Annotated in this window: 19 protein-coding genes; 9 read left to right on the plus strand and 10 right to left on the minus strand. The window is 33.5% G+C overall.

The window, feature by feature from the left end:
- From rplU to ACH2BP_RS12815, 3 genes are all read left to right on the plus strand, one after another.
- Positions 1-531 (plus strand): 50S ribosomal protein L21 (gene rplU, locus ACH2BP_RS12805; protein WP_395060508.1); only part of this gene is annotated, 531 nt, incomplete at its 5' end.
- Between the two features lie 30 nt (positions 532-561).
- Entirely contained in the window at positions 562-822 is a 261-nt protein-coding gene (gene rpmA, locus ACH2BP_RS12810) for a 50S ribosomal protein L27 (protein ID WP_091476103.1), read from the plus strand.
- Between the two features lie 322 nt (positions 823-1,144).
- Positions 1,145-1,597, plus strand: a complete 453-nt coding sequence (locus ACH2BP_RS12815; RefSeq protein ID WP_395060510.1) for a 6-pyruvoyl trahydropterin synthase family protein — start codon at positions 1,145-1,147, stop codon at positions 1,595-1,597.
- Between the two features lie 55 nt (positions 1,598-1,652).
- Here ACH2BP_RS12815 and ACH2BP_RS12820 read toward each other — a convergent pair whose 3' ends face one another.
- Positions 1,653-3,350, minus strand: a complete 1,698-nt coding sequence (locus ACH2BP_RS12820; protein ID WP_395060512.1) for a hypothetical protein — start codon at positions 3,348-3,350, stop codon at positions 1,653-1,655.
- A 185-nt stretch (positions 3,351-3,535) separates the two neighbouring features.
- On the opposite strand from ACH2BP_RS12820, the gene lepA reads away from it, so the two are divergent.
- Together lepA and thiL are read left to right on the plus strand one after the other, a co-directional pair.
- Positions 3,536-5,332 carry a translation elongation factor 4 gene (gene lepA, locus ACH2BP_RS12825; protein ID WP_395060514.1) on the plus strand — a complete coding sequence of 599 codons (1,797 nt, stop codon included), beginning with the start codon at positions 3,536-3,538 and terminating at the stop codon, positions 5,330-5,332.
- Positions 5,333-5,440: 108 nt separating this feature from the next.
- Complete coding sequence (gene thiL / locus ACH2BP_RS12830; RefSeq protein ID WP_395060516.1) at positions 5,441-6,487, plus strand: thiamine-phosphate kinase; 1,047 nt, start codon at positions 5,441-5,443, stop codon at positions 6,485-6,487.
- Between the two features lie 92 nt (positions 6,488-6,579).
- On the opposite strand, the gene trpS is transcribed toward thiL, so the two are convergent.
- Positions 6,580-7,554: a tryptophan--tRNA ligase gene (gene trpS / locus ACH2BP_RS12835; protein ID WP_395060542.1), complete on the minus strand. Its 975-nt coding sequence runs from the start codon at positions 7,552-7,554 to the stop codon at positions 6,580-6,582.
- A gap of 137 nt (positions 7,555-7,691) precedes the next feature.
- On the opposite strand from trpS, the gene ACH2BP_RS12840 reads away from it, so the two are divergent.
- On the plus strand, positions 7,692-8,438 hold the full coding sequence (locus ACH2BP_RS12840) for a lysophospholipid acyltransferase family protein (protein WP_395060518.1): 747 nt from the start codon (positions 7,692-7,694) through the stop codon (positions 8,436-8,438).
- A gap of 141 nt (positions 8,439-8,579) precedes the next feature.
- Here the strand turns inward: ACH2BP_RS12840 and recA are convergent, their stop codons facing one another.
- Positions 8,580-9,584, minus strand: a complete 1,005-nt coding sequence (gene recA, locus ACH2BP_RS12845; RefSeq protein ID WP_395060520.1) for a recombinase RecA — start codon at positions 9,582-9,584, stop codon at positions 8,580-8,582.
- Positions 9,585-9,723: 139 nt separating this feature from the next.
- Positions 9,724-14,640 (minus strand): choice-of-anchor D domain-containing protein, encoded by a 4,917-nt coding sequence (locus ACH2BP_RS12850; protein WP_395060522.1) that lies wholly within the window; start codon positions 14,638-14,640, stop codon positions 9,724-9,726.
- Between the two features lie 133 nt (positions 14,641-14,773).
- On the opposite strand from ACH2BP_RS12850, the gene ACH2BP_RS12855 reads away from it, so the two are divergent.
- Both ACH2BP_RS12855 and ACH2BP_RS12860 read left to right on the plus strand, forming a co-directional pair.
- Positions 14,774-15,268, plus strand: coding sequence for a regulatory protein RecX (locus ACH2BP_RS12855; RefSeq protein WP_395060524.1), 495 nt, complete (start codon positions 14,774-14,776; stop codon positions 15,266-15,268).
- Between the two features lie 76 nt (positions 15,269-15,344).
- Positions 15,345-15,674, plus strand: a complete 330-nt coding sequence (locus tag ACH2BP_RS12860; protein ID WP_395060526.1) for a GIY-YIG nuclease family protein — start codon at positions 15,345-15,347, stop codon at positions 15,672-15,674.
- Positions 15,675-15,882: 208 nt separating this feature from the next.
- On the opposite strand, the gene ACH2BP_RS12865 is transcribed toward ACH2BP_RS12860, so the two are convergent.
- From ACH2BP_RS12865 to surE, 6 genes are all read right to left on the minus strand, one after another.
- Complete coding sequence (locus tag ACH2BP_RS12865; protein ID WP_395060528.1) at positions 15,883-17,058, minus strand: beta-ketoacyl synthase N-terminal-like domain-containing protein; 1,176 nt, start codon at positions 17,056-17,058, stop codon at positions 15,883-15,885.
- Positions 17,059-17,207: 149 nt separating this feature from the next.
- A complete protein-coding gene (bioA, locus tag ACH2BP_RS12870) occupies positions 17,208-18,479 on the minus strand; it encodes an adenosylmethionine--8-amino-7-oxononanoate transaminase (protein ID WP_395060530.1) in 1,272 nt (423 codons plus the stop codon).
- Positions 18,480-18,538: 59 nt separating this feature from the next.
- Positions 18,539-19,156, minus strand: coding sequence for a dethiobiotin synthase (gene bioD, locus ACH2BP_RS12875; protein ID WP_395060532.1), 618 nt, complete (start codon positions 19,154-19,156; stop codon positions 18,539-18,541).
- A gap of 2 nt (positions 19,157-19,158) precedes the next feature.
- Complete coding sequence (lpxB, locus tag ACH2BP_RS12880; RefSeq protein ID WP_395060534.1) at positions 19,159-20,283, minus strand: lipid-A-disaccharide synthase; 1,125 nt, start codon at positions 20,281-20,283, stop codon at positions 19,159-19,161.
- A gap of 14 nt (positions 20,284-20,297) precedes the next feature.
- Positions 20,298-20,570: a hypothetical protein gene (locus ACH2BP_RS12885; RefSeq protein WP_395060536.1), complete on the minus strand. Its 273-nt coding sequence runs from the start codon at positions 20,568-20,570 to the stop codon at positions 20,298-20,300.
- Between the two features lie 95 nt (positions 20,571-20,665).
- Positions 20,666-21,439: a 5'/3'-nucleotidase SurE gene (gene surE / locus ACH2BP_RS12890; protein ID WP_395060538.1), complete on the minus strand. Its 774-nt coding sequence runs from the start codon at positions 21,437-21,439 to the stop codon at positions 20,666-20,668.
- A gap of 153 nt (positions 21,440-21,592) precedes the next feature.
- Here surE and ACH2BP_RS12895 point away from each other — a divergent pair, with 153 nt between their 5' ends.
- Complete coding sequence (locus ACH2BP_RS12895; protein ID WP_395060540.1) at positions 21,593-23,773, plus strand: carboxy terminal-processing peptidase; 2,181 nt, start codon at positions 21,593-21,595, stop codon at positions 23,771-23,773.
- Positions 23,774-23,949 lie beyond the last annotated feature (176 nt).

Consider the following 23,949-nt stretch of genomic DNA (forward strand, 5'->3'; position numbering starts at 1 on the left):
AATGGCACAATCACTTTAGGCGCCCCAGCTATAGAAGGTGCTTCTGTTGAAGCAAAAGTGTTACAACACTTAAAAGGAGATAAAGTAATCGTTTTCAAAAAGAAAAGAAGAAAAGGTTACAAGAAAAGAAACGGTCACAGACAATATCTTACTCAAATTTTAGTGGAAGGAATTACTGCAACAGGTGCTAAGAAAGCTGCTCCAAAAGCTGAAAAAGCTGTGGAAGTAAAAGCTGAAAAAATCGCTGAAGTAAAAGCTCCAAAAGCTGCTAAAAAAGGTGACGATTTAAAAATTATTGAAGGTATTGGACCTAAAGCTGCTGAAGTATTAGTTGCTGCTGGAATAGATACATTCGCAAAATTAGCTAAAACTAAAGCAGAAAAAATCAATGAGATTTTAGACGCCGCTGAAGCTAAAGTACAACATTTAGATCCAACTACTTGGGCGCAACAAGCACAACTTGCTGCAGACGGTAAAATGGATGAATTAAAAAAATTACAAGATGAATTAAACGGTGGTAAAGCTGTTTAATTAATTATTAACTTATAAAACCAAAACGTCATGGCTCACAAGAAAGGTGTCGGTAGTTCGAAAAATGGTAGAGAATCAGAATCAAAACGCTTAGGCGTTAAGATTTATGGTGGTCAAGCTGCAATAGCTGGAAATATCATTGTTAGACAAAGAGGTTCTAAACACAATCCAGGAGAAAACGTTTACATGGGTAAAGATCATACTTTACATGCAAGAGTTGACGGATTAGTGAAATTTCAGAAAAAAGGTGAAAACAAATCTTATGTTTCTGTAGTTGCTTTTGAAGCTTAGTTTAAACTAACATACAGTTTACAAAAACGCCCAATTACTTTGGGCGTTTTTTTGTATAAAAACAAACACTAACTCGCTAATAATTTTAGCTGTGTTTTAATGACATTATTTATATTTAAAAGAATTGTCATTCTGAGGAACGAAGAATCCCTATAGTTGCTCAATTTATAAAACTCTTCGTCCCTCAAAACAACAAAACGCTTTGATCTTGTTTTATATAATCTTCTATATTATAAAATACAACCTTGATTAACAATTAATAAAATCAGTGAAATAGCGGTTAATAATTTTATTTAATACCTTTACATACAATCTAATTTTTATGAGCAAAATAAGAATAACAAAGCAATTTAGTTTCGAAACCGGTCACGCCTTATATGGATATGACGGGAAATGTAAAAATGTACATGGACATAGTTACAAACTTTCGGTGACGGTCATAGGAACACCTATTTCCGACAGAAACAATGTAAAATTTGGAATGGTAATCGATTTTTCTGATTTAAAAAAAATAGTAAAAGAAGATATTGTCGATATTTTTGATCATGCTACTGTTTTCAACCAAACCACACCTCACATAGAATTAGCACAAGAACTAAAATCTCGTGGTCATGAAGTTATTCTTGTAGATTATCAACCCACGAGCGAGAATATGGTTATCGATTTTGCTGCGAAAATAAAACACAGACTACCAGAATCTATAAAACTACATTCTTTAAGATTGCAAGAAACAGAAACTTCATTTGCAGAATGGTTTGCAAAAGATAATGAATAAAAAAAACCGCCTTTAAAAATATTAAAGGCGGTTTATTTGTTTTTGTGAATTAGTATTAATTAAGATCAACCTTGATCATAACATCTTCTTTCTTCTTCTTGTAGACTTCTAATAAGAAAGAATTTTCACTTGTTTTTACAATTCTATTTGTTGCAAATTGATAGATTTTAATATCCTCTACATCTCTAGCATTTAGAATTGATCCTTTCGTCAAAGCACCATCAGTATCAGATATTTTGACAGATGTTAAATAACCTCCTTGACCATCTGTATGTCTTGCAGGTTCTTTTTCTAAAGGCAAATTAATGTTTTTTACATTATCTAAATAAACAAAATAATGATTGTTATGGGCATTAAAATATTTATATGACATTCCGCCTTTGCCTCTAGATCCAATTTGGTTTTTTGCTATTTTTTTCATCCAACCTAATTTACCATCGGCATTAATTTTAGAAACTAACATATCACAGTAATGGTAAGAATAACTTCCTTGTCCGCCTCCTGTAGCTTTGTGCATAACACCATCCATTAAACTTGTGCTATGATAAATTGAAAAGTATTGTTCTCCAACTAAAACAATACTTCCGTCCTTATTAACAACTAAATCCTTAAGTTCTAAATCAGAGAACTGTGCTCCTTCTCCTTTTCTCTCTTTATTTTCGTTCTTTTTCTTAGTTTTCTCACTTTCGTATTGATTTATAATTTCTAACGGAATCTCATGAAATATTTTATCATAAATTGTTCCGTCTGGTTTAATTTTAAGAACCACTATACCATCACAATCATCAAAATTTGATTGGAAAGCGCCTCCTTTTCTAGCGTCGTTACCATTACTATAAAAACCCCCACATATTAAATAACCTTTATCAGTATCAAAAAGCCATAGTTTATTGATAAATTTACCATTATTCTCAATTTTTGAAATCTCAATTTTATTAGTACCAGATTTAATTAAAAATAATTCTAAGTGATAATTTGCTTCTGTATCTTTTTTGCTCTTTTTGTCTTTGTTACTGTCGTCATGAAAAACTTTAGTAAGTAAATATAAATTACCTTTATTATCTAATTGATAATCTATGTTGTTCATTCTTCTTTCGGTATAAGGCATAGTCATCTCATTGTTATATGTTTTATTAAGATTTCCGTCAAAAGTATACAACCCAATAATATCAAAACTATTAACATCTTTTTTTACTAAAGGTTTTTTTCTATATTGAATTAAGACATTTTTTTTGTCGTCAGACTGCATAAAATCAAATTTACTAACAGTACCCATGGTAAACATAAATCGTGTGTTTCTAGTAGCAGCAACTAAAGATCCAGCAATTTTTCCGTCAACTTGAAATAAAAGTTTTTGCTCTCCTGTAAATTCTCCTTTATCAAAATTGATTTCGACAGAAAACAATTGTTCTTTGTCCTTATCACCGTCCCATGAAGAATAGAAAAGATAATATTTTCCTGCTAATTCTAAAACATGTTCGAAAGAATAATTTTTAGGAAAAAATTTTTCATAAAGTTTTTCTTTAATAAATGCAGGTTTGTCGGAATTAAATTTTTGAATCAAAACTTCTTTGCCGTCTAGTTTTAACGCCATTACTTCATTGCCTTTTGTAAAATAAATTTTTTCTTTAGCATCAAATACCGTGTAAGGCTCACTTACTTTATAAGAGTAATCCGTTGATAAGGTTTTTTGTGAGTAACCCACATGTATGAACAACGCGGAAATAATTAAAACTGAAAATAGTTTATTCATAATTTGTAACTTTTTGTTTGTTAATTTAAATTTTAATACGGCAGTAAATGTATCAAATCGAGAATTAAATAAATAATGATTACTCATTTATCTTTTAAAAATCAGAGCTTTGATGATGACTAACTTTGCCTTATCTTTGTAAGCAAAACACGAAAGTGTTCTAGAATATTTGATAGATAAAGAAGATGAAGCATATTAGGAACTTTTGCATAATTGCACATATTGACCACGGAAAAAGCACCTTGGCAGACCGTTTATTAGGCGCTACACAAACAGTTACAGCTCGCGAAGAAAAAGCACAATTGCTTGACAACATGGACTTGGAGCGTGAACGTGGGATTACAATAAAAAGTCATGCCATACAGATGGAATACACCTATCAAGGACAGGAATACATACTAAATTTGATAGACACTCCAGGTCACGTAGATTTTTCTTACGAAGTTTCTCGTTCTATAGCTGCTTGCGAAGGCGCATTACTTATTGTAGATGCCGCACAAAGTATTCAGGCGCAAACAATTTCAAATTTATATTTGGCACTAGAGAATGATCTAGAAATTATTCCTGTTTTAAACAAAGTCGATTTACCAAGTGCCAATCCAGAAGAAGTTTCGGACGATATTATCGATTTATTAGGTTGTAAACCAGAAGATATTATTCATGCTTCAGGAAAAACTGGTTATGGAGTTGAAAATATTTTGGCCGCTATTATCGAAAAAATTCCACATCCGAAAGGAAATATCGACGAACCATTACAAGCTTTAATTTTCGATTCACATTACAACCCGTTTCGTGGTATCGAAGTTATTTTTCGTGTAAAAAATGGTCAAATCAAGAAAGGTCAGAAAATAAAATTCATGGCTACTGGGAATGAATATTTTGCTGACGAAATTGGTACATTAAAACTAAATCAAGTTCCTAAAAATGTTGTTTCTGCTGGAGATGTAGGTTATTTAATCTCTGGAATTAAAGAAGCCAAAGAAGTAAAAGTTGGCGACACGCTAACCGATGCAAAAACACCTACAACCAATATGATTATTGGTTTTGAAGATGTTAAACCAATGGTTTTTGCAGGAATTTACCCAGTTGACACAGACGATTACGAAGAACTTCGTAACTCGATGGAAAAATTACAACTAAACGATGCTTCGCTAGTTTTTGCTGCCGAAAGTTCAGCCGCGTTAGGTTTTGGTTTCCGTTGTGGATTCTTAGGAATGTTGCACATGGAAATTATCCAAGAACGTTTAGAGCGCGAATTTAACATGACTGTAATTACTACAGTTCCCAACGTTTCGTACTTGGCTTACACCAAAAAAGAACCTGAAGTTGGTATGATTGTAAACAATCCTACCGATTTGCCAGAACCATCAAAACTAGACCGAGTTGAAGAACCTTATATAAAAGCGACTATCATTACCAAAGCCGATTTCGTAGGAAACGTAATGGGTTTGTGTATCGAAAAACGTGGTGTAATTACCAACCAAACTTATTTAACTACAGAACGTGTCGAACTAAATTTTGATATGCCATTGGCAGAAATTGTTTTCGATTTTTATGACCGATTAAAAACCGTTTCTAAAGGTTACGCTTCTTTTGACTACTCACCTATTGGAATGAGAACCTCAAAATTGGTGAAGCTTGATGTCTTGTTAAATGCGACTTCGGTCGATGCTTTATCGGCATTAATTCACGAAAGTAACGCATATCACATTGGTAAAAAAATGTGTGAAAAACTAAAAGAACTAATTCCACGTCAGCAATTTGACATTCCAATTCAAGCCGCAATTGGAGCTAAAATCATTGCTCGTGAAACTATAAAAGCCTTAAGAAAAGACGTTACCGCTAAATGTTACGGTGGAGATATTTCTCGTAAACGTAAATTGTTAGAAAAACAGAAAAAAGGAAAAAAGAGAATGCGTTTGGTAGGAAATGTAGAAATTCCGCAAGAAGCATTTATGGCTGTTTTGAAACTGAATGATTAGATTTTAGACTTTTATGATAATAGACAAACTCGATTGCGAAAGTGATCGGGTTTTTTGTTAGCATTAACATTAGAAACTTAGTACCTTTGCGCCTTAGAACCTCAGCAAATGATTGAAGATAAAACACCTCAAAGAACAAGCATAGCACAATTAGGAGAATTTGGTTTGATAGACCATTTGACTAAACAATTCGAAATCACACAACCATCTACCTTAAAAGGAATTGGTGACGATGCTGCTATTTTAGATTTTAAAGACAAAAAAGTAGTTGTTTCGACCGATTTATTAATTGAAGGAGTGCATTTTGATTTGGCTTATATGCCACTCAAACATTTGGGTTACAAGGCTGTCGTGGTAAATATCTCTGACATTTGTGCCATGAATGCAAGAGCAACTCAAATCACAGTTTCGGTAGCAGTTTCTAATCGTTTTCCGCTTGAAGCTTTAGAAGAATTATTTGCAGGAATAAATCTAGCTGCAAATGAATATAAAGTTGATGTTATTGGCGGTGACACAACCTCATCACAAAAAGGATTAATCATTTCTATCACGGCTATTGGTGAAGCTGATGAAGATGAAATTGTGTATAGAAATGGTGCCAAAGAAACCGATTTATTAGTCGTAACTGGCGATATTGGTGCGGCATACATGGGATTGCAAGTCTTGGAACGTGAGAAGCAAGTGTTTAATGTTAACCCAAATTCGCAACCAGATTTAGATGCTTATACTTATCTTATCGAACGCCAACTAAAACCTGAGGCTCGTAAGGATGTTCGAACATTATTGCATGCTTTGGAAATAAAACCAACTTCGATGATTGATATTTCTGACGGATTATCATCGGAAATCATGCATTTGTGCAAACAAAGTAACGTAGGTTGTAATTTATATGAAGACAAATTACCAATAGACCCTCAGTTTATTTCTGTTTGTGAAGAATTTAATATCGATTCGACAACAGTTGCCATAAATGGTGGTGAGGATTACGAATTGCTTTTTACAATTGCCATGAATGATTTCGAAAAAATAAAAGGCAACCCAAATTTTACAATTATTGGTCACATGACACAAGAAAGTGAAGGAATTCATTTAGTAACTCGTGCCAATACAAAAATCGCCTTGAAAGCTAGAGGCTGGGATTCTTTGGAAGAATAAATTCTTTTTTCGTCATTTCGACGAAGGAGAAATCTCATATAGGAATTAAATCATGAGATTTCTCCTTCGTCGAAATGACAAATTAGATAAAACTAATAACCCAATTTCACTCTTACTCGTTGCAAAACACCATTAGCAACATTCGCTGCTTTTTGAGCTCCTTCTTTTAGTATTTCTTCTAATTCTGAGAGATTATTCATATAATAATTATACTTTTCTCTTTCGGTCGAAAATTTTTCGGTAATCAGTTCGAATAAGGCTTGTTTAGCATGACCGTAACCATAATCACTATTTACATTTTTATAATTTTCAATCATTTCCTCGATTTGAGTTTCATTGGCTAATAATTTATAGAAAGCAAAAATGTTACAAGTTTCTCTATTTTTAGGCTCTTCGAGTGGCGTGCTATCTGTTTCAATACTCATAACTTGCTTACGAAGCGCTTTGTCTTCAAGAAATATATTAATAATATTATTTCGAGATTTACTCATTTTCTGACCATCGGTTCCAGGAATAAGCATCGTATCTTCCTGAATTTTTGCTTCTGGCAAAACGAATGTTTCTCCCATCTGATGGTTAAAACGAGAAGCTACATCACGCGTAATTTCAACATGCTGCAATTGGTCTTTTCCTACGGGAACAACGTTTGCATCGTATAGCAAAATATCGGCAGCCATAAGCATTGGATAAGTAAACAACCCTGCATTTACGTCTTCTAATCTATCCGCTTTATCCTTAAAAGAATGTGCTAATGTTAACCTTTGAAACGGAAAAAAGCAACTCAAATACCAAGATAATTCAGTAGTTTGTGGCACATCACTCTGGCGATAAAAAACAACTTTATTACTATCTAATCCACAAGCAAGCCAAGCCGAAGCGGTGCTGTAAGTGTTTTCTCTTAATGTTTTTCCGTCTTTTATTTGGGTAATCGAATGCAAATCGGCAATAAAAAGGAATGATTCGTTTTCGGGTTTGGCCGCCAATCGTATTGCTGGGATAATTGCACCTAATAAATTTCCTAAATGTGGTGTTCCTGTACTTTGTACTCCTGTAAGTATTCTTGCCATTTTGTTTCGGTTTGCCATAATGTTAAAAAAAATCAGGAATTTCATCTAAACCTTAGTAACACTATCGTATTTTTTATTTTTCATACAAAGTTAATTCTTTTATCAAATTTATAAAGCAATTCCTTATTTTTGATGCTATGAGATTATTTAAGATTATTTTTTGGGTTTTGTGGCGTGTTTGGTTTTATGTTGTAATGGCTGTTCCAATTATTATTATGTTTCCTTTATTGTTTATTTCGATATTAAAAGAAACCTGGTACCCTTACTTTTTTAGACTAGCAAGAATTTGGGCAAAAGTAATTTTGTTTGGTATGGGGTTTTATTACAAAATCGAAAAAGAGCAAGAAATTGAATCTGGAAAAAGCTACATGTTTATTGCCAATCACACATCGATGACAGACATAATGTTGATGCTTGTCTCTGTAAAAAACCCATTTGTTTTTGTAGGAAAAAAAGAATTGGTAAAAATCCCTTTGTTTGGATTTTTTTACAAACGCACTTGTATTCTAGTTGATAGAGATAATCCTAAAAGTAGAAATGAAGTTTTTACTCGTGCCCAAAAACGAATTGATCAAGGATTGAGTATTTGTATTTTCCCTGAAGGAAAAGTGCCAGATGACGAATCGATTGTTTTAGATGAGTTTAAAGACGGTGCTTTTAGATTGGCTTTAGAGCATCATTTACCTATTGTTCCTTTGGTTTTCCCTGATAATAAAAAAAGGTATTCTTATACTTTTTTGAGTGGAAGCCCCGGCAAAATGAGAGTTAAAATATTAACCTTCATTCAAACTGAAAACAAAACATTAAATGACAGAAAAACAATAAAAGCTGAGGCGAGAAATATTATTTATGATGAGCTTATTGCTTTTGAAGCTGTAAAATAAAAAAATGTAAATTAAGAAGCTATTACTAGTTACGTTTATGTTCAAGTGTTTACAACTTAAATATACGGCTTTAAATTATTCCTATTACTTACGTTGTTTTTGAAAATAAAGAAACCCAAAATTTCTTTTGGGTTTCTTGTCTTATTGATTAGATTCTTTGATAATATTTTTAATTTTCACTTCAAGCTCATCTGCTAATTCAGGATTGTCTTTTATTAATCCTTTTACTGCATCTCGTCCCTGTCCTAGTTTTGTATCACCGTAACTAAACCATGAACCTGCTTTTTTGATGATTTCAAATTCTACAGCAAGATCAAGAATTTCACCTGTTTTAGAGACACCTTCTCCGTACATGATATCGAATTCGGCAGTTTTAAAAGGTGGTGCAACTTTGTTTTTTACAACTTTTACTTTGGTTCTGTTTCCTAATACGTTATCGCCATCTTTAATTTGTGTCGAACGACGAATGTCTAAACGAACCGAAGCATAAAATTTTAATGCATTTCCACCTGTTGTTGTTTCAGGATTCCCGAACATAACACCTATTTTCTCTCTCAATTGATTGATGAAAAACACAGTACATTTTGTTTTACTAATTGTTCCTGTTAGTTTTCTTAAGGCTTGCGACATCAAACGAGCATGAAGACCCATTTTAGAATCTCCCATTTCACCTTCAATTTCACTTTTAGGCGTAAGAGCAGCAACTGAGTCAATCACAACAATATCTATTGCACCTGAACGAATAAGGTTTTCGGCAATTTCTAAAGCTTGTTCTCCGTTATCTGGTTGTGAGATAATTAAATTTTCGATATCGACACCTAATTTTTCAGCATAATTTCTATCGAAAGCGTGTTCCGCATCAATAAAAGCGGCAATTCCGCCAGCTTTTTGAGCTTCGGCAATAGCGTGTAAAGTTAAGGTTGTTTTTCCTGAAGATTCTGGTCCGTAAATTTCGATTACACGACCACGAGGATAACCGCCAACTCCTAATGCTAAATCTAAACCTAATGATCCTGAAGAAATTGTTTCTACTTCTTCTACGGCTTTATCGCCCATTTTCATTACGGTTCCTTTACCGTAAGTCTTGTCTAATTTATCTAATGTAAGCTGTAAGGCTTTTAATTTGGCTTCTTTTTCTGAACTCATTTTATTTGTAATTATTTTTAGTAAAAATAGTTGTTTTCTTTGAGATGTTGATTATAAGTTTTCAACAAAAATAATAATTAAAAAAAGGCACAAAGAAATGAACTCTTCGTGCCTTTTGCGAAATTTTGTTATTAAAAAACTAAAAAATAATTTTCTTAATTACTGTTTGACCATTTGTCAAAGTAACTTTTACAACCAATGTTTGGTTGTTTTTCATTATAGAACTTACTACAGAATTATTTGCATTTATATCGTTCTTACTAATTAACGTTTGTCCTATAACATTATAAACAACATAATCTTTAATATTTTCTGAACTAGAATTTATTTTTATTTCATTATTTGAACCAAAAATTGAAACTCCGTTTTCTGTCAAATCAAACCCAGCATTACTTAACTTCAGGTCGGTATAACGCAATACAAAACGATCATTTATCACACCCTGAGTTGCTGTAAATTGATATGGAGAAGCTGAAATATCATTAATTGTATTTAACAATTTATCTTCTATATAAATTTTTTGTGCTTTCCCAGAAAATAATCCATCAACTGCTGCAATTGCAATGGAGTAAGTTCCGTTTGTCGGAATTTTTATGCCCATCGGAACTCTATCATTTACATCAAATGGTAAACTTCTTCCCTGAATAATGTATGGATTATCATTAATTACAGAATAGAAATTTTGACTTGGCTTATAATCTGTAAATGCATCAAACGTAATGTCTTGCCCTTGCGTCGCTCCTTCTACATACCCAACTAATGCTCTTGTAGTTTCATTAGGTGATACTAAATCGACCCAAATGCGGTGTTTTTCAATACCACCGGTAGCATTTGCTGATTTATAAAACTGATTATTAGCAAATGTTTTGCTTCTCATACTATTATTGAAAGTCACTATTGAACTGCTGGCACCTCCAGGAACCATCAAAACCATAAATCCTTGTCCTGAGCCTACTTTATAATCACCAGGTCCAGTTGATAAACCAGTTCTATTATAAGTAGCATAATCACTTACATAATAATTAGACGCAAAATTTTGATAGAAAGGATCTACAACGCTTGTTGGCAATTGAGTATGTGTCCATATCTTTACAAAACTTTCAAGTTGCGGATTAGCATCTAAAAACCCTCCCGTTCCTACTACATCTAGAGCCGAAGGATAAGGATTTCCTAGTAGATTCCAGTTATCATCAGTTGCTGTTCTCATTATTCCTTGCATTCCTATTCCTGAGTAATCATTTCCTCTAGCAATTGCAACTGTCGAATAAATACCATTGTGCGGAACTCCTGTAAAAGAAGTAGTCACGCTTGCCGGAGTTGAAGCATTAGTTCCTGTCGCTGCTCTTACAATATAGCCTTCGCCAGCAGTCATTGCTCCTGAGTAATTTGTCCAAGTTCCTTCTCCACCATTTGCATTTGTTGCGGTTGGCACCCAACGCCACATGTAATTTGATGGCGTTCCGCTAAATTTAGTAGACAATATTTGTCCTGCTACAGGTGCTGACCAATAAACATAATCTTGCAAACGTACACTTGCAGTTCGTTGGTAAGTAATATTTCCAGAATTGATTCCAGCATCATTTATTTGAACTAAAGAACCATTGTTTAATACATTTAAAATTCCGTTATTGGTAAAATTATTAGTGATCTCAAAGAAATCATTGGCAGCAATTGTTGCTGTTTTTGTTGCATTTATAGTTAAATCACCCGTAGCAATAATATCATTAGAAACACTTGTATTAAAATCATTATTTAATATAACATTATAAAAAATTTCTGTTCCTTCTGGCGTTACTCCATTTATTATTTGTGTTGTGCTTCCTGTAAAATGCACCGTTCCGTTTCCTTCAGAGAAAGCAGCGTTACCCATGTTGTTAGTCCAGTTACCATAAAGATATAACTGACCATCGGCAGTGCCTGAATCTGTATCATCCATGTTTAGAGCACCCGAAGGAGCATCTATTAACAAATTACCATGTATCTCTAGTTTGTTATTTAAACTTGCATTAACTTCTACTTTACTTCCTGTTATTATTAGATTATTACAAACTGCAATATCATTATAATCATTAGAAAAGGCTGCAGAAAAATTTACTGTAGAAAAATTTACTGCAGAAGCACTAACAGTAACATCTGTAGAAATTTTCGGAACAGCTAAACCTTCCCAGTTAGCACAATTAAACCAGTTTGTATCTACATCACCTACCCATTGTCCTCCCGGATTACTCGATCCTATTAAAAAAGTTTTTCCTGCCCTAGTTGTCAAACTACTTGCTGCATCAATTGTATAACGTCCGGTTCCTATTGTCCAATTATTCGTTACATCAGCAACAGCATTTAGAATTTGACGGATAGTTGCTAGTCCGTGTTGTTTATCATTTTCATAAAAACCGCTAATAATACTAGCTCCTGAACTTTCTACATTAAAACATGTTAATGCCGATGGCAAACGAGATTCTCTGGTGTTTCCTCCTGCATTACTTCCATTACAAGAAGCTGTAAGAGGAACCCATGCTGCTCTATTTGTTAATCCATGAAGTAGAATTCCGTTCAAATAATAATTAGCTTGATTAAGGTCTATTGTTCCGTCAGAAATAAAACTACCTTGAATAAGAAATATTTGATCTGATGCACTTGTAGAAATATTTGGACTAAATAAACTTGAAGGAAAAGGAACTCCCGAGAAATCTGAAGTTCTATTAGTTACAGTTGTTCCTGTAGTTACATCTACTTGTCCAAACCAAGATGCCGAACCGTTAGTTACAAATCGTAAAACAGAACCAGCTAGTATATTTGTAACCCCATTATAAGTGATTTTTGCTTCATATGGTGCTTCTTCAGCAGAATCTCCTCCGCCTCCCCATTTGTCCGTTCTAATATTAGCAACAGCTCCAGCTTCATAACGTGAATTTACGATTGTAAATTGGGTTCCGGGTATTATATCTACCATATTAGCTACAAGATATTCGTCTATTTGTCCTGATCCAGAAGATTGCCCATCATAACCTACAAAAATTAATTCTCCTGGTTTAAATACTGTTCCTGTTGAAACACTAGAAACAGTTGCTAAAATATCAAAGTTGTAAATTGCCTCATCTGTATCATTACTGTTTATGTTTACTGTATTTACAAATGCTCCCGAAACAGCACTATTAAAAGTTATAGTAAAAGTTATAGAACCACCTGCTGCAATTGTAGAAACTGAAGGTTGTGTAATTGTAAATTCCTGAGGTGCCGAAACATCGCTTAATGTAATAGGCAATGACAATGATAAATTTGTAGTTCCTAGGTTTTGAATTACGTATGTTTTTACAATATTAGATCCTATTGTCGTTGCACCAAAATTAGTGTTGTCAGCAAATGAAGGTGAGGTATCGCCATCTACTATATTTAAAGTATTACCTGTAACGTTTATTTCCGTACCTAGTATTGGTAAACCACAAAAAACATTTATGTTATCTAGTCTCCAATAAGATGTTGTTGCTGATACTTTTCTAAATCTAATATACACTACCGAACTTCCTGTATAAGCAGATAAATCGACCGTGCAGTTTGTCGTTCCAGCGGATGTTGTATTTCCATGATTGAATGTAGATACGGCTGTAAAACCAGTTGTTTGACTCGTTGTAGAAACTTCGACTATCATATCTTTTGCATTAACATTGGAAGTTCTTGTTAATGTAAAAGTCAATGAAGCCGGATTACTAACCGAGACCGAAGCTAAACTTCCATTAATAGTTGCAAATTCAGCATAATTAGAAACAAAAGCAACATCAGTTGCCGAACTTCTAACCCATCCCACTGGCAAAATACCCGCAGCAAAATTTTCGCTCAAACACGCTCCCGAAGAAAGCGTAATTGCTAAGGTTTCTGTATCTGTTCCAACAGAATTTGTAGCTGTAATAGTCACGCTAAAAGTTCCAGAAACGGTAGGTGTTCCAGAAATGATTCCTGTTGCAGTATCAATAGACAATCCAGCAGGCAATCCTGTTGCATTATAACTTGTTGGTCCGTTTATAGCTGTTATGGTATAAGTAAAAGAAGTTCCTTGACTACCTGATGCAGTCAAAGCACTTGTAATTACTGGCAAATCTATTCCTGTTCCTTGAATAGAAAAATTATAAGGATTTTCATCGCTATCATTATTTGCAATACTCAATGTTGCTACTCTTGTCCCAACTGCGCTAGGATTGAAGGTAACCTGAAAAGTTGTAGTTCCTGTTGTAATGGCAACTGGTGTTGTAGGAATTGCTGTCACCGAAAAATCGGCAGCATTTGTACCACCAATAACCACATAAGGACTAACATCGGTAAGGTTTAATGCCGCTGTTCCTGTATTTTGTATGGTAAATATTTTTATTATTGTTCCTGCTGTAATATCTGTCGAACCAAAATCTGTATCGTCAATTGTTGATGGCGACGCATCTCCATCGACGATTGTGGTTGCGTTGCCTTGAATGTTTATTTCTGGAATTGGACTACAAGACATCACATGAGAACCTAGGTCAGAAACGGTATCTATGTTGAAAATATCCCATTCCGCAGACAATGTCGGAAAAGAAGTTGCATTACAAGTGCCTCCTGGATTTAAAATAACCCCGCCACAAATAGAAGTTTTTCTTCTTAATGTTTTATCTAATGTGCTATATCCAGCAGCAGTCCATGCCGTACCTGGATCACATCCAATATTTCCTATTACATCAACGATTAAACCTGTTGATATTTTAAACAGAACAACAGCATCATCTCCATTAAAACCTAATGCTGTATTATTAATTCCTGCATAAAGAGTTGCTGCTGAATTTTGGTAAACAATTACAGATCCGTTGTTAATTGTTCCTGACAATAACACATCATTTGTTGGAGCTACGGCTCCATTCGCATATAGCCTTAACCTATAGTCTGAAAGATTTATACTTGCTCCTGTTCCGTTATATATTTCAATATATTTATTACTAGAACTTCCTTCGACATATTCTGATATAAACAAATCAGTTGCTTGTCCAAAAGCAAACATCGAAAATAACATTGTTATTAATAGTAATTTAATTTTCATAAATTTGGGGTTATTTATTTAAATTTTTTTAAATCTCCGTTTTAATATTAAAAATGCGGACGCAAATGTATACAAATGTCTCGCAATATCAATCACTTAAGTCTCGTGAAATTATTATCAAATTGTTAAATAATTGAAAACTCCATCAAACAAAAGCTTTACAGTAGCCGAAGCACAAATCAAACTAGAATATTATTGTTCATATCAGGAACGATGCCATCAGGAAGTAGTTGCAAAATTATATGATTTAAAAATGATTCCACAGGCTATCGATATGATTATTGTGCATCTTATCGAGCATAATTTTCTTAACGAAGAACGTTTTGCGTGCAGTTTTGCTCGTGGGAAACACCGAATTAAATCTTGGGGAAAAATTCGAATTGTAAACGAGTTAAAATTTCGAAAAATATCACAATACAACATCAATACAGCCCTTAAAGAAATTACGCCCGACGAATATTTAGAAACTTTCCACAAACTTGCCGAAAATAATTGGGAAAATATGCGAGAAACTTACCTAATAAAAAAACGAAAGAAATTTTGTGATTTCTTGTTGCGAAAAGGCTGGGAGAGCAACTTGATATATGAGAAGGTAAAAGCATTAGAGTCTTCGACAAGCTCAGACTGATAATATAATTACAAAATAACAATTTACTCGGCTGTCACACTGAGCTTGTCGAAGTGCTTTAAAAAAACAATCATTTATGAAAACATATTTTGTTTATATATTAAAATGCAATGATGATTCTTACTATACAGGATTTACTAACAATCTTGAAAGGCGCTTAATTGAACATAATGAAAGTTTAAATAAAGAAGCATATACACACAACAAAAAACCTTTAACCTTAGTTTGGTTTGAAACATTCAATGATGTAAACAATGCGATTGCAACGGAAAAACAAATAAAAGGTTGGAGTAGAAGAAAAAAAGAAGCTTTAATTTCTGAGAATTGGGACAAACTGGTTTTATATTCTAAAAACTATACTGAATTTGGAAATATTATTGACGGGTCTTCGACAAGCTCAGACTGACATTGTAATAACAAAGTAACATTCTACTCGACTATCAGACTGACGATAAAGTAAAATTTTACACAACTGTCACACTGAGCCTGTCGAAGTGCAAATAAAAACAAAGAATCTTCGACAAGCTCAGACTTACAATAAAGTAAAATTTCACACAACTGTCACACTGAGCCTGTCGAAGTGCAAATAAAAATAATAAAAATCTTCAACAAGCTCAGACTGACAGTAGAATTGAAACCGAATTTCCACCAAAACCAACGGCATTTACCAGTACTTTACGAATGTTTTTTCTTTCCGATTGCTTCGCTACAAATGGCACACCAATAAACTGATTGTGTTGCATCATTAGAATAGCCAACTCGACACTTAGCATTCCTGAAGCACCAAAAGTGTGACCGATTTTCCATTTATTGGTAGTGAGCATTGGTAAATTCTCTTGTTCTGACCCTGACGAAGGGCCAAACACTTTTTGAATGGCTTTATATTCAGATAAATCTCCTTTTATGGTTCCTGGTGCGTGCATCACAATGGCATCAACTTCGGATAAATTAGTATTTTGTAATGCCATTTTCATAGACTTCTGAAAGCAATCTGCTTCGGTAGAAATCGAAATTCCGTGTTCTAAAATATCTGTAGCATAGCCTATTCCTTCTATATAAGCCAAAGCATTTTTGCTTTCGCCAATTTCTAAACAAATTACCGCAGCACCTTCGCCAAGAACCATGCTGTTTTTGGTTTTATTCAAATCAAAAGCGCGGCATTTAAACTCGTTTTCTTCTTTCGAATAAATTTTTAAAGCCTGCATTTGTGCGATTGTGAATGCGGTAAGTGGCGCTTCACTTCCGCCAACTAGGAATTTATCAGCCATACCTGCACGAAGCCAAGCCACGCCATTTAGCAAAGCATGCAAGGCGGTAGAACATGTTATAGAATGGGAAATTTCTGGTCCTGAAGATTTCAAGTCATGCGCAATCCAAGAGGAAATATTACCTAATGTTGTGGTTGGCGAGGACAATGTTCCTGTTTTCCCAGTTTCTATAAATTCTTGGTGGTGTTTTTCGAATAATTCGGTGGCACCACGGGAAGAACCAATGTTGATTCCAAAAATATCGTTTGGAGTCCAACCCGCGTTAGTAACTGCTTGACGTGAAGCTAAAATAGCATACAAAACGGAATTGTCTAACGATTTGTATTTGTTATCCGATTGTTTTAGTGCTTCAACCAATTTTTTTAATTCTTCCGAAATAGTTGCTACGGGAATGGTTTGATTGCCAATTTTTTTTTCGGAAATTAACGAAGTTTCCTTTAGGTATTCCGACCAGATTAACTCTGGTTGATTACCTAATGGTGAAAAAGACGAAAGGGCAGTTATGGCTATTTTTGTATTCAAAATTAATTTTTTCTCTAATAAATTATATTTCACAGAGATTCACAAAGAATACACGAAGATTCACAAAGTTATATTTTTAAATTATTTTAACCTCTTTGTGAACCTTTGTGATTTTTCGCTTTGTGAATCTTTGTGTAATAATTACAAATTTAAACTATTTCTAATGCTTCTTCGATGGTTTGATATACTTTTTGTAATTGTTCGTTTGTAATAATATAAGGTGGCAAAATGTAAACTATATTCCCAACTGGGCGCAAAATTACGCCATTCTCGATAAAGAAATTATATAGCTTATTACGAAGATTACCGTAATACGATTCTTGGTTTTCGGTTTTAATTTCTAACGCAAAAATTACACCTAGTACTCGTGTTGTTTTTACTTTCGCGTGTTGTTTTATATTTTGCTGAAATTGTAAATGTTGATTATTTACTCTTTTAATATTTTCTTGCATTTCATCAGATTTCAGCAATTGTATACTTGCCAAAGATGCCGCACAACCCGTCGGATTTGCCGTAAAGGTATGTCCGTGAAATAAGGCTTTATTTACATCGTCGTCATAAAAACCATCGAAAATTTCTTGGGTAAATGTGGTAATCGCCATAGGAATTGCTCCGCCAGTTAAGGCTTTAGACAAGCACATCATATCTGGTTTTTCTTCTAGATAATTGCAAGCGAAAGTTTTTCCTGTTTTTCCAAAACCCGTCATCACTTCGTCGGCAATGGTGAAAACTTGATTTTCTTTGCAGATTTTTATTAATTTATCCAACTCAGAAGCTTCATACATGACCATTCCTGCTGCTCCTTGAACCAGTGGTTCAAAAATAAAAGCGGCACAATCATATTCTTTTATAGTTTTTGTCAAAGCGTCTAAACTTGCCTTTTCGTTACCAATAGTTGGAACAGGAATTCTAATAACTTGAATTAATGATCCTTTGAATGCTTCGGTAAAAAATGAAATACCACTCGCTGCCATTGCTCCAAAAGTATCACCATGAAAAGCATTTTCGAAAGCAATTATGGTGGTTCGTTTTTCGTTTTTATTATAAAAATATTGCATCGCCACTTTTATAGCGATCTCAACCGCTGTGGAACCATTATCAGAATAAAAGATTTTTTGTTGGTTATTAGGTAAAATCTCTATTAATTTTTCTGATAACAAAACAGCTGGTTCATGTGTGAATCCGCCAAACAAAACATGTTCTAAAGTGGTGAGTTGTTTGTAAATAGCATCGGCAATATATTTATTGGAATGTCCGTACGGATTAACCCACCAGGAAGCAATTGCATCGATGTATTCTTTGTTATTTTCGTCCCATAATAATGCGCCTTCTCCTCTTGTAATGGCAATTTCGGATTGTGAAGTTTTATGTTGCGTATATGGATGCCAATTGTGTTTTTGATCTCTTTCGGAAAGGTTCATTTAATGAAGATTTATTTGACAAAGATACATGAAGAAAAACACAGAGTTTCATAAAGGTTTTATAAATTTAGAAGGTTTTCACGAAAAATATCGGCATATTCTAAGATTACATTTTTATCGAAATAAGGTTCGTCATTTATCCTTCCTATGTATTTTACACCTGTTTTTGATAAAATAATTTCTTCGGTCGATTTATTTTCGTTTCCATTAAAAATAATTCCTGCAATAGTTATTTTTCTATTTTGCAAGGCTTCAATCGTTAGTAATGTGTGGTTGATGCTTCCTAGATAGTGGCGAGAAACGACAACGACTTTATAATCTGGTTTTATTAAATCGATAACACAATCGGTATCGTTTAATGGAACAAAAAGTCCGCCAGCACCCTCAATTACAAGATGGTTTTTAGTAGATGGTTCTGTTGTTTTTTTTAAATCTATTGAAACACCATCAATTTTTGCTGCAAGATGTGGACTTGCAGGCGTGTTTAACAAATAACTATTCTCGTGAATTACCGTTTTCTGATTGGATATATATGCTTCGATTTTGTGACTATCAGAATTGTCTAAATCTCCTGCTTGAATGGGTTTCCAATAGTCGGCTTCTAATGCTTCGACTACGATTGATGATGCAATGGTTTTACCCACATCGGTTGATATTCCTGTTATAAATAGTTTCATAATTATTTTTTTTGCATTTGCATATCTTGAACAATCAAATGTGCTGTTTTATCGCTAGCTCCTGCTCCGCCCAATTGTTTTTCTAACAAATCATAATTGGCCAAAAGCGTATTTCTGTATGAAGGTTCTATTGTTTTTTCGAGTTCTACTTTTATTTTTTTAGAATTGCAATCTTCCTGAATAAGTTCGGTAACCACTTCTTTATCCATGATTAGATTAACTAACGAAATGTATTTGAGTGTTATAATGCGTTTTGCGATCTGATACGAAACCCAACTTCCTTTATACAAAACCACTTCTGGAACCTTAAACAAAGCTGTTTCTAAGGTTGCTGTTCCCGAAGTCACCAAGGCTGCATGAGACACACTTAATAAATCATAGGTTTTATTAGATATAAAATGAACTTGATCATTCGTTAAAAACTGCTCGTAAAATGAATATTCCTGACTTGGTGCACCAGCAATGACAAACTGATAATCAGGAAAGTCTTTTACAACGGACAACATTTCGGACAACATTTTTTCAATTTCTTGTTTTCTGCTTCCAGGCAAAAGTGCAATAATAGGCCTTTCGTCTAAGTTATTATCTTTTTTGAATTGTTCTGAATTGGTTTTCTGACGGTTATTTATAGCGTCTATTAACGGATGACCAACGAATTCTACAGGAAAATGATGCTTCTTTTCGTAAAAATCTTTCTCAAACGGAAGAATAACATACATCTTATCGACATCGTTTTTTATAGCTTTTATTCTGTTTTCTTTCCAAGCCCAAATTTGTGGTGAAATATAATAATGATTGCTTATTCCTAGTTTTTTGGACCATTTTGCAATTCTCATATTAAAACCCGGATAATCTATAAAAATAATAGCATCAGGTTTAAAATTTAAAATATCCGCTTTACAAATTTTAATATTATTAAGAATGGTTTTCAAATTTAGAACCACTTCTAGAAAACCCATAAACGACAAGTCTCGGTAATGTTTTACTAAAGTTCCGCCTGTTTGTTGCATGAGATCGCCTCCCCAAAAACGAATTTCTGCCTGAGAGTCTTCTTTATAAATGCCTTTCATGAGGTTCGAACCGTGCAAATCGCCCGATGCTTCGCCAGCAATAATGTAGTATTTCATTTTTTGTCAATTATTTAAACAAACATGGTAATTATAGCTAAAGTAATTGTTGCCAAGACAACGCCACGAGCCATGAGTTCTTTATTCATTTTTAATAATATAAAAAACACAACTAAATTTAGGATAGCACCTAGTGTGATTACTTTTCCTAGAAATCCTTGACTTTTCATGCCTTTTACACCTTCTAAAAAGCCATATTCAGTACAAAAAGTAAAGAAAATGTACGTTCCTAAAAAAGTAGCAATAAATCCGATTAAAGCACCTATAAGTAAATCTGTTTTTTTCATATGTAGATAATTTTTGTTTTTTTATTGGAATATGGTATATTTATAAGGGAACATTCATTTGTGTTCGTGATTTAGTCATCATAAATATTTCATAATTATCTGTTTAAATTCCAATTATTTAATTGCTGAATTGCGTGATGCGCCGTCATATCGAACTGAACTGGCACTACCGAAATATATCCATTTTCCAAAGCCCATTCATCGGTATCTTCGCCTTTATCTTGGTTTACAAATTCGCCTGTGAGCCAGTAATAATCCTTGCCTTGCGGGGTTTTTCGTTTGTCGAATTTTTCTTCCCACATGGCTTTCGCTTGTCGACAAATTTTAATTCCTTTTAAATCTTCTTCTTTTCTTTTTGGGAAATTTACATTTAGCACCACACTATCGGGTAATCCTTTTTGTAAAACTTCGAGTGCAATTTTTTTTATGTAGGGTTTAAAAGTTTCAAAATCGGCATTCCAATCATAATCTAATAATGAAAATCCAATAGCAGGAATTCCTTCAATACCAGCTTCAACAGCAGCACTCATGGTTCCTGAATAAATTACATTTATTGATGAGTTTGATCCGTGATTAACACCAGAAACACAAAGATCTGGTTTTTGTTTCAAAATTTCATTTACCGCTAGTTTCACACAATCTACAGGAGTTCCTGAGCAACTATACTCGGTTACAAGTGCATTTTCTCCAGAAACTTTATTCAAATGCAAGGTGCTATTTATAGTTATGGCGTGTCCCATTGCGCTTTGCGGACTATCAGGAGCAACAACAACAACCGTTCCTATTTCTTGCATAACTTCTATAAGGCTTCGTACGCCTGGCGCCGAAATGCCATCGTCGTTTGTAACTAATATTAATGGTTTACTCATTTTATTATTTATCTAAAGTCATAAATTTAACACAAAAAAGCGAGGCTAAATTAAGCATTTTTACTTGCAAGTAGTTAATTTTACATCTTTAACAAAAAATTATAGGCGAAATATTATTATGGCATGGTTTTTTATGTACTTTAGTTAAATATTATGAATGCAATTTTGAATTTTATGAAAAGGAATTATAAAGTAATTTTAGCTGTTCTTGCTATCTCTGCCACTTTGTGGAGTTTTATGCCGAAGAAAGAAAATGACCCAGAGAAAGACAAAATGCTTTTGGATTTGATAACTTTTGTTATTGAAAAAGGACATTATGATCCAATTGCTATGGATGATAAGTTTTCGCAAGGGGTTTACAAAGATTATTTGGACGCATTAGATCCTTCAAAAAGATTTTTTGTACAATCTGATATTGATGAATTTAAGGCTTATGAATTGCAAATAGATGATATGATTCACGATCGTGATTTAACCTTTTTTAAATTAACATATGAGCGTTTGCAAAAACGTATGCGAGAAGTTGAAGTGGTTTACAAATCACTAAACGAGAAGCCATACGATTTTACAACTGATGAAACCATTAACTTAGATTCAGATAAAAACGCTTACGCTAAAAATTATTCAGAATTAAAAAACAGATGGCGTTTGCAAATGAAACTTTCTATTCTAGCTACTATAGTAGAAAAAGAAAAAATAGAAGCTTCTAAAAAAGTAAAAGACCCAAAATATGTTGCGAAAACTTTTTCACAATTAGAGAAAGAAGCAAGAGATACAACACAAAAAACACTCAAAGATTATTTCGATTTCATAAAAGAATCTAATGAAGACGATTGGTTTGTGGCATACGTAAATGCTATAGTTGCTCAATTTGATCCACATACTTATTATTTTGCTCCAGACGAAAAAGATAAATTTGATGTGAGTATGAGTGGAAAATTAGAAGGTATTGGTGCAAGGCTTCAAAAAACAAATGACTTTACAGAAATTTCAGAATTAATTTCTGGCGGACCAGCATGGAGAGGAAAAGAATTAGAGCCCGGTGATTTAATCCTAAAAGTAGGACAAGGTAACAACGAAGCAGTAGATGTTACTGGAATGAGACTTGACGATGTGGTAAAAAAAATAAAAGGACCTAAAGGAACAGAAGTTAAACTTACCGTAAAAAAAGTAGATGGTTCGATAGTTAAAATATCAATCATAAGAGATATTGTGGAAATCGAAGAAACCTATGCAAAATCTAGTATTGTCGAGAAAAATGGAGTAAAATATGGTGTGATATATTTACCAAAATTTTATATCGATTTCGAAAATAATGACAATCGCGATGCCGCAAAAGATGTTGCTGTTGAAGTTGAAAATCTTAAAAAAGAAGGCGTACAAGGAATCGTGATGGATTTGCGTGATAATGGAGGAGGTTCATTAAAAACCGTAGTAGATATTACAGGTTTATTTATAGAAGAAGGGCCAGTTGTGCAAATAAAATCAGCCAAAGGAAAGAAAGAAATACTTTCTGACCATGATTCTAGAGTCCAATGGGATGGGCCGCTTGTGGTTATGATTAATAATTTTTCAGCTTCAGCTTCAGAAATTTTTGCTGCAGCAATACAAGACTACAAAAGAGGTGTCATTATGGGAAGCAAACAATCTTACGGAAAAGGAACAGTACAAAATGTAATCGACTTAAATCAGTTTGTTCGCAATAGTCCTACGATGGGAGATTTTGGTGCTTTGAAAACAACAACTCAAAAATTTTACAGAATAAATGGTGGTTCTACACAACTTGAAGGTGTTTCTAGCGACATTGCTATACCAGACCGTTATACGTATATAAAAATTGGAGAACGTGATGTAGAAAATGCAATGCCTTGGGATAAAATTGATGAGGCTCCGTTTGAATCTTTAAAATCTATAAATAACTTTGAAAACGTAGTTGCTAATAGTCAAAAAAGAATATTAGAAAACACACAGTTTAAACTAATTGATGAAAATGCAAAATGGATTAATGACCGAAAAGAAGACAATATAATTAGCTTGAATATTAATAAATTTAAATCAGAACAAGCATCGATAGAAGAAGGAACTAAAAAATTCAAGGCTATTACAAAATTCCAAAACTCGCTTAAATTTACATCACTTCCTCAAGAAATGGAATTTATTAAAAAAGATACATTATTAAGTCAAAAAAGAAAAGATTGGCACGAAAGCTTATCTAAAGACGCCTATATTGAAGAAGCTATAAATGTACTTGGCGACATAAAGAAACCTGCCGTTGCTAGTAAAGATAAAGTTTTGAATATAAAAAACAGAAAAGATAAATTAGTAAAGTCTTAATGCGTTTTGATTAATTAAAAAAATGCCTCAGAGATTTCGAGCCCACTGAAAAAGTCTTTTTTAAGAATATATTGTAAATAAAAGGAGTAGAAATCAAAATTTTCCACTCCTTTTTTTGTATTTTTAAGTGTAATTATAAGACCTTTTAGAAGCTAGTTCAACAACAAAAAATGCAA

The organism is Flavobacterium sp. (assembly GCF_043756175.1).
GTDB lineage: Bacteria > Bacteroidota > Bacteroidia > Flavobacteriales > Flavobacteriaceae > Flavobacterium.